This is a genomic window from Prevotella multiformis DSM 16608 (assembly GCF_000191065.1).
In the GTDB taxonomy this organism is placed as follows: Bacteria; Bacteroidota; Bacteroidia; order Bacteroidales; family Bacteroidaceae; genus Prevotella; species Prevotella multiformis.
Map to the genome: position 1 here is coordinate 1165477 of NZ_GL872283.1, position 11910 is coordinate 1177386.

Sequence of the window (11910 nt, forward strand, 5' to 3'; positions counted from 1 at the left end):
TCTCTTTATAATTTCATATTTTCAATACTGTTCACCTGATCGCTGTGGAAATGACGGTAAACATTGATGATAATAGCGAGTGCAACAGCCGACTCGGCCGCACTGACACCGATGGAGAAGAGTGTAAAGAACAGCCCCTCGTAGCCGTCAGGGAAAAGCAGACGGTTGAACGCGGCGAAATTGATGTCCACGCTATTGAGAATTAACTCTACGGAGATCAGCATTGCAACGAGGTTGCGACGGGTTACGAAGCCGAATACTCCGATGAAGAACAGCAGTCCGCTAAGGACAAAGAAATATCCAACTGGTATCATTTGCTTTCCTCCTTTTTCTTATGGTTCAAAATGACCAGACCGCCGATGATGCAGGCCAGAAGGAATACCGAGATGAACTCGAACGGGAGCACATACCCGTATTTGTCGGCACTCATCAAGGTCTGTCCGACAGTATCCATCGTCAGTTCCCTGCTTAGGCTGTCCCCTTCCACGACAGTATTGCGGATAAGTTCGTTCTTCAGAAGAACAACGACCACCGTTGCGAATCCCGCCAAGGCGATAAAGGCAGCAAGGATAGTGCGCTTGCCCAGCCAACGTTCAGAGAGTCCCTGCAATGTACGCTTGCTCACCAGTTGGATCGCGAAGATGTACATCATGGTGATACCGCCAGCATAAATGCTGATCTGTACTGCACCCAGGAAAGTATAATCGAGCAGGAAATAGAGACCTGCAACGCCAAAGAGCACAAACAGCAATGCTGTCGCCGCCCGCATGATACGCTTCGTCGACACGCAGAACACGGCGGAAGCCAGTATTACCACGGCGAGAACCGCAAACATAATCAATCTTGCCATATCTCTACCTCTTTATTTCTTTTTAGTATTGAATGTCCCGACTTTCCAGTCTGCACCGCCATCGATGAGATCCGGCAGCGAACCGCCCTTATAGACCTCCTTGTCAAGATGGAGAACCAACTTGGAACGGTCGAAGACAGAGTTTTCAAAATCGTTTGTAAACTCAATTGCATCGAAGTTACAGGCATTGACGCACAGCTCACAGAACATACAGTCGCCCAAGTCGTACTGATAATCCAGAAGCTGCTTCTTCTTACGGCCTGTCTCCGGATTGGTGACCATCTCCGATGCTATCTTGATGGTACCGTTCGGACAGGCCTTCTCGCACATGGTACAGGAAGTACACTTGTAATTTCCTTCTTCGTCACGCTTGAAGACCAGACGGCCGCGGTGACGCTGGGCGACGTGCAGGGTTGTCTTGCGGTTCTCAGGATACTGCTCGGTAGACTTCGGTGTGAAGTATTCCTTCATGGTCACCTTCATACCCGTAGCAAGTGTCTTGAGCGCACTCCCGACCTCACCAAAATATGATTGTTTTTTATCTTCCATTCTCTTTAACCATTAATAGTGAATAGTCCAACCAAATGCTACGCACACAGTCATCAATACGAGGATAACCAGTGACAGCGGCATAAGATACTTCCACTCTAATTTCAGAATCTGATCGATACGGAGACGTGGGAAAGTCCACTTAATCCACATCAGCAGGAATACTACAACGAATGTCTTACCAAGGAACCAAACGAGTCCTGGAATGTAATTCATAATAGCATCGAAGCCATCTAATCCAATGTTCAAAGGAGCCCAACCGCCTAAGAATACAGTAGTTGCAATACCTGATACAACAAAAAGATTAAGATACTCAGCCAGATAATAGAAACCGAAGCCCATACCACTATACTCAGTGTGGTAACCTGCAGTCAACTCACTCTCAGCTTCTGCCAAGTCGAACGGACCACGGTTAGCCTCTGCATTACCAGCAACACAGAATACGAGGAAAGCCAAAGTAGCAGGAACATGTCCCTGTACGATCAACCACCGCAAAGGACCAGTCTGAGCTTCAACTATACCTGAAACCTGCATTGTACCAGTCAAAATAACTGCTGAAATCAAACAGATACCCAATGAAAGCTCATAGGAAATCATCTGTACGGCCCCGCGCATGGCGGACAGGACAGAGTACTTGTTGTTACTGCCCCAGCCTGCAAGGAAGATACCGACCACCCCGATGGAACTGATTGCCGTCACGAGGAAGATGCCCACATTGAAGTCCAGGATATTCGCACCTTTGTTCCAGGGAAGGAAAGAGAAAGTGCCGACAGAGGCGATGATGACCAGGAAAGGAGCTAGATAATAAAGCAGCTTGTCGGCCTTGTCAACGGCGAAAATCTCCTTGATCAGCATCTTCAGCACGTCGGCAAAGACCTGCAACGTTCCCCACCATCCTACCCTGACAGGCCCGATACGGCACTGGAAGTAGGCGCAGACCTTGCGTTCCATGAAGATCAGCACGATGGCAAGCAGGGCATAGGCAAGCAGTATCGCCAGTCCTACCACCACGCACTCAATCAGAACGGTCCAGAAGTTACCCAGGCCACAAGTGACGCGGAGCAACTCATCGAACCATGTTGTTACTATTCTAAAATCGAACATAGTATGATTTTAATTCTTAATTGATTACTTTAATGAGAATCCCGTCAGCGGTCAATGTCAGGAATCACGAAGTCAAGAGCGGCACCTGTCGTCACCAGGTCGGCGATCTTCTCACCACACAGCATCTTGTCCATCGCACCGACAAGCGACAGACCCATCGGACGGAACTTCAGACGATAAGCCGTCTTGTCGCCACGAGAGTCCAGGTAGGCGCCGAACTCGCCGCTGGCACCTTCCACGGAGAAGTACCACTGTCCTTCCGGCACCTTGATGATGGGCTTCTGCTTGATGTAGAAATCGCCCTCCGGAATATTGTCGACGAGCTGTTCGATGATATTGAGACTCTGGTAAATCTCCTGAATATGGCAATAGTAACGGTCCATGGAGTCGCCGTGAGACAAGGTCACCTGCTCGAAGTCCACCTTGTCGTACATCGCATACGGATGGTTCTTGCGGACATCGTTCTTCCATCCGCTTGCGCGGCCGGCAGGTCCCGTCACACCATAACTGATGCAGTCCTGCTCGCTCATGAAGCCGATATTGCGGAAACGCTGGTGCGTAATGACGTTGTCGCCGAAGACATCCAGATATTCCTGGACCATCGGGCGCAGATACCTGCACAGCTCCTTGACATTCGAAACGAAATGCGGATCAATGTCAGCCTGCAGGCCGCCGATTCTATAATAGTTCTGGATCAGCCGGCCGCCGGTCGTCTCCTCCATCACATTCAGCACGTGTTCACGATCGCGCATTCCATAAAGGAAGGCCGTAAGCGCACCCAGGTCCTGGGCACAGCAGGCCGTATAGAGGAGGTGATTGTCTATGCGCTGCAGCTCGTCCATGATGGTACGGACATACTTGATGCGGTCGGACAGTTCAATGCCCATCCCCTCCTCTATCACGCCGACCAGCGCATGCCGGTTCATCATGGCCGACAGGTAGTTCATACGGTCGGTCAGCGCCAGCGTCTGGGGATAAGTGAACTGCTCGCAGAGCTTCTCGATACCGCGGTGGATATAGCCCAGATGCGGATAGATCTTCACGACGGTCTCACCGTCCAGCACCGTCTGCAGACGGAGCACACCATGCGTAGAAGGGTGCTGGGGGCCGATGTTCACGACGAAATTGTCGTCCGTGAACAGAGGATGCGGCGTGCCGACCAGCTCGCCGTTCTTGTCCAGGTTCCACTCCGTAGTCGTATCGAGTTCCACGTCATCCTCCGTCGTGTACATGTTCTTTGCGGGATCCATGTCATAATCCTTGCGGAGGGGATAGCCCTTGAAGTCGTTTCTCAGGTAGAGACGGCGCATATCCGGGTGACCGAGGAACTTGATGCCGTAGAAGTCGTAGACCTCGCGCTCCAGCAGGTCGGCATCCGCCCACAGCCGGCAGACAGAGGGGACCACCGACTCCTCGCCGACTTTCTTAGCGAGCTGCCTTACAGAGCAACGCTCGTGTGTGTCCGTGTTCTCAAGGATATAGATACATCCAAGACCTTCTTCCGCACCAAAGTCTTCGCCGACAACAGTAACAAGGTAATCGAAATGCTTCTCATTCTTCAGCTTTGCCATCTCGGCGGCAAAGCTATCAAAACCGAATTCTTTGTTTTCTAATTTCATTCTCGCGTACCTTATATATTATTTGTTAGTAGCACTCTCGCCGGCAGATTTCCCGGCAGCGTCGATCTGTTCGATCTCCTTGCCCAGTTTCTCCACATCTTCTTTCGTAACCGGCCGGTTCACGACGATCGTCTCCTTTCTGGGAGCGGCAGCTTCAGGAGCAGCAGCCGGCTTTGCCGGGGCAGCGGCTTTCGCAGCGGCCGGACGTGCAGGCTTGGGAGCCGGTTTCCTGGCAGCCTCCCATGCCGCCTCGCGCTTTTCCTTTATCTCTTCGGGGTTGATGCCCAGCTTCTCCTCGAAGATAAGTTCCTCGTTGCTCTTTCCGAGTTTACGTTCTTCCGCCGTCTGCTTGTGATTGACCCCGCCGAAGAATTTCTCGATCTTCACTTTTCGCTGGAGCTGCATCATACCGTAGACGATCGCCTCCGGACGCGGAGGACAGCCCGGGATATAGACATCTACCGGGATGATCTCGTCGATACCGCGCATGACATGATAGCTGTCCTTGAACGGACCGCCGGAGATGGCACATCCGCCTACGGCAATGACATACTTCGGTTCTGCCATCTCGTCATACAGACGCTTCAGGGCGGGCGCCATCTTGTTCGTGATCGTACCGGCGCACATGATCAGGTCGGCCTGACGGGGAGAGTTACGTGTCACCTCGAAACCGAAACGCGAGAAGTCGTAACGTGCACAGCCGACCGCCATGAACTCAATGCCGCAGCAGGACGTGGCAAAGGTCAGCGACCAGAGAGAGTTGCTGCGGCCCCAGTTGATCAGCTGGTCCAGGTTGCCGAGGACGAGGTTGGTACCGCCGTCGTTCAGTTCGCTTGCCATCTTGCTAAGCGTATCATTGTCCTTCCAATCCTCGTATGGAAGAGACTTGATTTTTGGCTTCCTTATTTCCATTCAAGCGCTCCTTTCCGCCAAGCATACGCAAGGCCAAATACTAATACCAGCATAAAGAACCCGATTGTGGCGAGTGCCAGAGGTCCAATTTTCTTTACAACGACTGCCCACGGGTAGAGGAAGACGGTCTCCACGTCAAACATCAGGAACAGGATGGCAAAGAGATAGTAGCCGACATGCATTGGTAACCAAGAGGTTCCATAAGTCGGAATACCACACTCGTAAGGCTCACCCTTCGCCGGATTGTATGACCGCGGGCCGATCAGCTTGGCGATAGCATACGCTGCCACTACCAGGAATGCGGCCGTCATCAGAACGGTAACAAAAAGTGTGAAATACATAAACTTATATAGCTATAATTTAAATGTGCAATCTTGCCCTGGTTAGACATGTTTTAAAACGTGTGCAAAGATACAAAAATATTTGAGAACAATTGCAAACAAAACAGAAAAACATACGAGTTTTTGCAAACTCCACATTACAAACCTACCCATCACAGGCATACCGCCTGTTCGCTGACCAGTCTGTACCGTTGGCGGAAAGTCAGGGATCGGCGCAAGAATGTATGACAAATCATCTTCTGGAGGGGGTAGACAGTTGCAGAATGGCAGCATCTCCCCCGGCAATCGTGTCAACAGACCGCCTCTCCTGCGCATGGGCACATCCCTCCCGGCGGCGGGTTGTCAGGCAAAGAGTTCCTTGATTTTCTCCAGGTTCTCCAAAGCCGTCTCCCTGCCCTGGTCGTATGTGGCCTGCATCTCAGCAGGGTCGTGTGATATATGCCCGATGGCCAGCTTCCCTTTCGGACGGAGCACGAGCGTATTGGGCTTCTTTTCCTCCTCGCGCACATAGTCAAGCTCCGCATTGTACATGACGTGCCGCTGTTCCAATGCCCTTACGATACGCGGATGGCGGCGCAGCCATATCCGCATGAGGGGCATGAGCGGGTTCGGCGTTTTCACGAAGCCCTCCGGCTGGGTAAGGACGACAAGGTTGCGTGCATAGCCCTGTCCCTGGAAGAAGCGGAGAGGAATGGAGTCGGCTATGCCGCCGTCCAGCAGTTTCCGCCCATCCACGGTAACGATGCGGGCGGCGATGGGCATGGAGGCTGACGCGCGGATATACTCCAGGCACTCGTCGTCGACCTCCTTCAGCTGCCGGTACTCCGCCTTGCCCGTCCCCACATTCGTACAGACCGCCCAGAACTCCATGGGATTCTCCCGGAAAGCATCAACATCGAAATAGTCGACGTGCCGGGGCACATAATGATAGGCATACTCGCCGCCGAAGTAATCGCCGGTCGTCAGGAGCGACCGCAGGGAGGCATAACGCCAGTCGTGCGCCAGCTTCTGGTTGTACCGGAGCACGCGCCCGGGCTGTCTCGACTTCATATTGCAGCCGAAAGCCGCACCGGCCGACACGCCGATCACACCATCGGGTGCGATTCCGTTTTCCATCAGAACATCCATCACGCCGGCAGAGAACAGCCCGCGCATCGCCCCGCCTTCCAGTACGAGTCCTTTTTTCATGATTTTTTGTCCGCTTTTATGTTCTGGCATATTCCAAGATTTCCACATCGACCGGCCAGTCCAATGCCCGCCTTCAGCCCTTCCGTCTCTTCGTCTTGTCGCAGCTTTCCGGCCCTGCACCTCCCGGCCGTACAGCCTGTCCTGCGCTTTCAAGGAGAAAGAAGAACCTGCCTGTCTGAAAGGCTGCTTCCCGAAAAAGGTGTCGCCGGAGCGCTTCCGTTCATCATTTCCCTCGACCGGAGACGGCATTGGGAAAGCCCCGGACCCGGCCTCCGTCGTCCCATGACCGGGGATGCCTGCCCTACGGTTCTTTCCGTATGACAACGGATGCAAAGTTACACAATTCCGGTGGAAAAGCAAGGCTATGCGCCCGATTATCATACGGAAGAAGCCCGGACAGGGAACGACCCGACCGGATGGGACAGCTGTTCCCGGCCGTCGGGAATCCTGTTCCCGGCCGTCGGGAATCCTGTTCCCAGCCGGTTGGGAATCCTGTTCCCGACGGCCGGGAACTAATCAGGCCGTACAAACAAGCGTACAGAGCGTTCGTTTGTTTCCGTTTTATTTCGTACTTTTGCAAGGGAAATAAACATCAAATTATGAAACTCTCTATAATAGCACTCACCATCATGTTAGGACTCAGTTCTTCCACAATGGCACAGCAGAAAGACATTACAATCAAACTTATAGAAACTTCGGATGTCCACGGCTCGTTCTTCCCCTACGACTTTATCAGTCGGAAGCCGAGGAGCGGTTCCATGGCGAGGGTCTGCACGTTGGTTGAAGAACTGCGGCGGAAAAACGGCAGAGAAAACGTCTATCTGCTCGACAACGGGGATATTCTCCAGGGGCAGCCTGTTTCCTACTATTACAACTATGTGGTTCCCCAGAAGGAGAACATTGCCGCCAGCGTGCTGAACTATATGGGTTATGACGTGGCGACCGTGGGCAACCACGACATCGAGACGGGTCATGCCGTCTACGACAAATGGTTCAAGGAACTGAATTTCCCCATCCTCGGAGCCAACATCATCCGGACGAGCACCGGCAGGCCCTACCTCCTGCCTTATCATACCATCAGAAAGAAGAATGGTATCAAGGTATGCGTCATCGGCATGCTGACACCGGCCATCCCCAACTGGCTGAAGGAGAAGATCTGGAGCGGCATGCGCTTTGAGGAGATGGTGTCGTGCGCGAAGCGGACGATGGCCGAGGTGAAGGCAAAGGAAAAACCGGATGCCGTCATAGGACTGTTCCATTCAGGATGGGACGGCGGCATCAAGACGCCGGATTACGATGAGGACGCCTCGAAGAAAGTGGCAAGAGAAGTGCCGGGATTCGATGTCGTCTTCTTCGGGCACGACCATACCCCCCACTACTCCGTCGAGAAGAACGTCGCCGGCAGGGAGGTCGTCTGCCTCGACCCCGCCAACAACGCCCAGCGCATAGCCCTCGCCACGCTGACCTTCAGCACGAAGACGGTGAAGGGGAAGCGGCAATACACCTTGAAGAAAGCGGCCGGCAAACTTGTCGACGTCAGAAACCTGAAGGCTGACGAGACCTTCATCCGCCATTTCCAGCCCGAGATAGATGCCGTAAAGGCATGGAGCGGGCAGGTCATCGGCAGATTCGAAAACACCATCTACACCAAGGACAGCTACTTCGGCAACTCCGCCTTCAACGACCTGATCCTCGACCTGGAGCTGAAGATCACCAAGGCTGACATCGCCTTCAATGCCCCTTTGCAGTTCAACGCGTCCATACAGGCAGGACCGGTCACCGTGGCAGATATGTTCAACCTCTATAAATATGAGAACAATCTCTGCACCATGCGCCTCACCGGCAAGGAAATCCGCAAGCACCTTGAAATGAGTTATGACCTGTGGTGCAACACGATGAAGACACCGGACGACCATCTGCTGCTCCTCTCCGACACACAGAACGACGCACAGCGGCTGGGCTTCAAGAACTTCTCGTTCAACTTCGACTCTGCCGCGGGAATCGACTACGAGGTGGACGTCACAAAACCTGACGGAGAGAAGGTACACATCCTCCGCATGAGCAACGGCGCTCCGTTCGATGAAAACAAGTGGTACACGGTGGCGTTGAACAGCTATCGTGCCAACGGCGGCGGAGAGCTGCTGACGAAGGGCGCCGGCATCCCACACGACTCCCTGCAGAGCCGCATCATCTGGGAAAGTCCGAAAGACCAGCGCTATTATCTCATGGAAGAAATAAAGAAAGCGGGCGTGCTGAACCCACAGGCTCATCACAACTGGAAGTTCGTCCCAGAAGCATGGACGGCGCCCGCCGCCGAACGCGACCGCAGACTCCTGTTCGGAGAACAGAAATGATAAGGAGGGCGGAGGCAGATGCCTTCAGCCCTTCTGAAACACAGACATCGACACATGGAAAAATACTGGTTTGTTTTCTGCAAGACGGATGTCCTGCTGGAAAAAACAGGTGACAATTATACCATTCCCCTTGCGGAAGACCCTCCGGTCGCTCTGCAGCCCTGGATGCACATCATGCACATCACGCACATGGAGAACGGCACAGAGGTCAGAGCCGTCATGGTGGACCAGCCGGTAACAGACGACCCTCGCTATGAGATGTGCGGCCTGCGGCCGTCGTTCTACCTGCTTTCCACGGAGTTCTATCTCAAGGCCGGCAAATGCCGGGAACTGCTTTACTGGGACCAGAACACCAGGTTCTGCGGAGTGTGCGGCGCACCCATGAAGATGCACACCGACATTTCCAAACGCTGTACCCACTGCGGGAAGGAGGTCTGGCCGCAACTGGCGACAGCGATCATCGTCCTCATTCACCGCGGCGATGAGGTGCTGCTGGTACATGCCCGCAACTTCAAGTCCGACTTCTACGGACTGGTCGCCGGCTTTGTAGAGACAGGCGAGACCCTGGAGGAGGCCGTACACCGTGAGGTGGCAGAGGAGACGGGCATCCGGATAAAGAACCTGCGCTACTTCGGTTCGCAGCCCTGGCCCTATCCCTGCGGACTGATGGTAGGATTCAATGCCGATTATGACGGCGGGAATCTCCACCTGCAGCACAGTGAGCTGTCCAAGGGGGCATGGTTCAGAAAGGACAATCTGCCAAACATCCCGGAACGGCTGTCGATTGCCCGGATGATTCTCGACGACTGGATAAAGGAAACTTCCAAAACTGAATCCGAACGGTGTCTCTGACACATTCCGGCCGGCCGTGCAGCCTTCGTTTCCTGCCTGAAAACGCATAGGCGGTGCGTCCGGAGGAGGAAGCCGAGACAGAAGGCACACGGCGCAGACAGCCTCCGCCGCAGCGGCGTGCCGATGCGGAGCCGCCGGAAAATCGCTGAAATAAACCCAAGCATATTTTAAACCATTTAAAAATGATGACTTTCTTAGAAAAAACCCTCGGATTTGATCCGAAGTCCATGAAGCTCCGTACCGAACTGATTGCAGGAGCGACCACCTTCCTGACAATGAGCTATATCCTGGCCGTCAACCCGGCCATCCTGTCGTCTACCGGCATGGACAAGGGTGCGCTCTTTACCGGCACGGCACTCGCGGCGGCCATCGCCACCCTGCTGCTGGCATTCATGGCGAAACTGCCTTTCGCACAGGCGCCCTCCATGGGACTGAACGCATTTTTTGCATACACGCTCTGCCAGACGTTGCAATACTCATGGCAGCACTCCCTTGCCATCATGCTCATCGAGGGCATCGTCTTCATCATCATCACCTTCTTCAATGTGCGTGAGATGATCCTCCATGCCATCCCTGCCAACCTCCGTTATGCCATTTCAGCAGGCATCGGTATGTTCATTGCATTCATCGGTCTGAAGAATGCCGGAATCATCGTTGACAAGCAGGCGACCCTCGTCGGGCTGGGTGCCTTCACCCCGACCTGCATCCTGGGCATCATCGCCATTCTGCTCAGCGGCATCCTCATGGCGAGGAATGTCAAAGGGGCGCTGTTCTGGAGCATCATCATCGCCACTGTCATCGGTATTCCGATGGGGGTGACGGTAATCCCCGGCAGCTGGATGCCCGTCTCCGCTCCCCAGGACATAAGTCCGGTATTCTGCAAGTTTGACTTTACGGGACTGCTGAATCTCAAGACGGTCCTGGTGGTCTTCTCCCTGCTCCTGATCAACATCTTCGACACCATCGGCACGCTGATGGGACTGGCGGACAAGACGGGAATCGTCGAAACGAACGGTAACATCCCCCGGGTAAAGGAGGCGATGATGAGCGATGCCATCGGTACGACCTGCGGCGCCATGCTGGGCAGTTCCACCTTGACCACCTACGTCGAGAGCGCCAGCGGCATTGCCGAAGGCGGTCGGTCCGGTGTTACCGCACTCACGGTGGGGCTGTTCTTTCTCTTCGCCCTCTTCCTCTCCCCTGTCTTCATGCTCATCCCGAGTGCCGCGACGAGCGGAGCGCTGGTCATGGTCGGCGTGCTGATGATCGACTCTGTGAAGAAAATCAATCTGCAGGATATTACCGAAGCGTTCCCGGCCTTCATCACGATGATCACCATGGTGCTGTGCTATTCCATCGCTGACGGAATCTGCCTGGGGATTCTGTCGTTCGTCATCATGAAGGTATGTACCCAGCAGTGGAAAGACCTCAACTGGACACTCTGCATCCTTGCAGTCCTCTTTGTCCTGAACTTTGTCATTGATGCGTAGAGGGTGCCCGACAGGCTGCTTTCTCCGGACGGCATGCCCCCGCTCTTGCCGGCTGCGGTTCTTTCTCCCCCATCACCGCTTTCGACAGAGGAAGTCTTGAAAAGCGGATGCCGTTCTGAACCTGCGGTCTGAAACAACCTGATAAAAAGAGACCATTTCCATACTCGCTTTTTGAGTAGAGAAATGGTCTTTTCCCTGATTCGGACAGGAGGGGTCTGACAGGAGATCTACATCCAGAAAAGGGTTGTCAAGCGGCGGTGTCACACATTGACACCCGCATGGGAGAACACTTCCTCCGGCAGTGTACGAGAAGGTTTCTACTGTTCCCGCCCATGAGAATTATCAGAAAAAAAACTGCTAAAGTTTGCACAGTTAAAAATAAATGACTACTTTTGCAACCGCTTACGAAAAGTAAGGGCGTTTAGCTCAGCTGGTTTAGAGCATCTGCCTTACAAGCAGAGGGTCGGCGGTTCGAATCCGTCAACGCCCACCACAAAGGGGGTAGTTTCCAGAGTGGCCAAATGGGGCAGACTGTAAATCTGCTGCTTCTAGCTTCGGTGGTTCGAATCCATCACTACCCACGGAAGAGCTGCAGTCACATGACTGCAGCTTTTTTTATTTCCTTCAAGGCAGATTCAAAAACGGGTCAGT

General features: G+C 53.7%; 12 protein-coding genes and 2 tRNA genes. 6 read left to right on the plus strand and 8 right to left on the minus strand.

Annotated elements, in window-relative coordinates; all coding sequences use genetic code 11:
- Positions 1 to 5: 5 nt before the first annotated feature.
- The 8 genes from nuoK to HMPREF9141_RS10120 form a co-directional block, all read right to left on the minus strand.
- A complete protein-coding gene (gene nuoK, locus HMPREF9141_RS10085; protein WP_007368630.1) occupies positions 6 to 314 on the minus strand; it encodes an NADH-quinone oxidoreductase subunit NuoK in 309 nt (102 codons plus the stop codon).
- Positions 311 to 850, minus strand: a complete 540-nt coding sequence (locus HMPREF9141_RS10090; RefSeq protein ID WP_007368631.1) for an NADH-quinone oxidoreductase subunit J family protein — start codon at positions 848 to 850, stop codon at positions 311 to 313. The genes nuoK and HMPREF9141_RS10090 overlap by 4 nt, the downstream gene beginning before the upstream one ends.
- A 12-nt stretch (positions 851 to 862) precedes the next feature.
- Complete coding sequence (locus HMPREF9141_RS10095; protein ID WP_007368632.1) at positions 863 to 1399, minus strand: 4Fe-4S dicluster domain-containing protein; 537 nt, start codon at positions 1397 to 1399, stop codon at positions 863 to 865.
- 12 nt (positions 1400 to 1411) lie between these two features.
- On the minus strand, positions 1412 to 2503 hold the full coding sequence (nuoH, locus tag HMPREF9141_RS10100; RefSeq protein ID WP_007368633.1) for an NADH-quinone oxidoreductase subunit NuoH: 1092 nt from the start codon (positions 2501 to 2503) through the stop codon (positions 1412 to 1414).
- A gap of 44 nt (positions 2504 to 2547) precedes the next feature.
- A complete protein-coding gene (locus HMPREF9141_RS10105) occupies positions 2548 to 4122 on the minus strand; it encodes an NADH-quinone oxidoreductase subunit D-related protein (RefSeq protein WP_007368634.1) in 1575 nt (524 codons plus the stop codon).
- 18 nt (positions 4123 to 4140) lie between these two features.
- Positions 4141 to 5034 carry an NADH-quinone oxidoreductase subunit B gene (locus tag HMPREF9141_RS10110; protein ID WP_007368635.1) on the minus strand — a complete coding sequence of 298 codons (894 nt, stop codon included), beginning with the start codon at positions 5032 to 5034 and terminating at the stop codon, positions 4141 to 4143.
- Positions 5025 to 5375 carry an NADH-quinone oxidoreductase subunit A gene (locus tag HMPREF9141_RS10115; RefSeq protein WP_007368636.1) on the minus strand — a complete coding sequence of 117 codons (351 nt, stop codon included), beginning with the start codon at positions 5373 to 5375 and terminating at the stop codon, positions 5025 to 5027. Before HMPREF9141_RS10115 ends, HMPREF9141_RS10110 begins: the two co-directional genes overlap by 10 nt.
- Before the next feature lie 342 nt (positions 5376 to 5717).
- Entirely contained in the window at positions 5718 to 6563 is an 846-nt protein-coding gene (locus HMPREF9141_RS10120) for a patatin-like phospholipase family protein (protein ID WP_040555060.1), read from the minus strand.
- 327 nt (positions 6564 to 6890) lie between these two features.
- Here HMPREF9141_RS10120 and HMPREF9141_RS10125 point away from each other — a divergent pair, with 327 nt between their 5' ends.
- The 6 genes from HMPREF9141_RS10125 (at position 6891) to HMPREF9141_RS10150 (ending at position 11840) form a co-directional block, all read left to right on the plus strand.
- Entirely contained in the window at positions 6891 to 7079 is a 189-nt protein-coding gene (locus HMPREF9141_RS10125; RefSeq protein WP_040554810.1) for a hypothetical protein, read from the plus strand.
- 83 nt (positions 7080 to 7162) lie between these two features.
- Positions 7163 to 8917, plus strand: a complete 1755-nt coding sequence (locus tag HMPREF9141_RS10130) for a bifunctional metallophosphatase/5'-nucleotidase (protein ID WP_040554812.1) — start codon at positions 7163 to 7165, stop codon at positions 8915 to 8917.
- Between the two features lie 54 nt (positions 8918 to 8971).
- Positions 8972 to 9769 carry an NAD(+) diphosphatase gene (nudC, locus tag HMPREF9141_RS10135; RefSeq protein WP_007368640.1) on the plus strand — a complete coding sequence of 266 codons (798 nt, stop codon included), beginning with the start codon at positions 8972 to 8974 and terminating at the stop codon, positions 9767 to 9769.
- 185 nt (positions 9770 to 9954) lie between these two features.
- A complete protein-coding gene (locus HMPREF9141_RS10140) occupies positions 9955 to 11259 on the plus strand; it encodes an NCS2 family permease (protein WP_040555061.1) in 1305 nt (434 codons plus the stop codon).
- A gap of 415 nt (positions 11260 to 11674) precedes the next feature.
- Positions 11675 to 11752, plus strand: a tRNA-Val gene (locus tag HMPREF9141_RS10145).
- A gap of 6 nt (positions 11753 to 11758) precedes the next feature.
- Positions 11759 to 11840, plus strand: a tRNA-Tyr gene (locus tag HMPREF9141_RS10150).
- Positions 11841 to 11910: the final 70 nt, after the last annotated feature.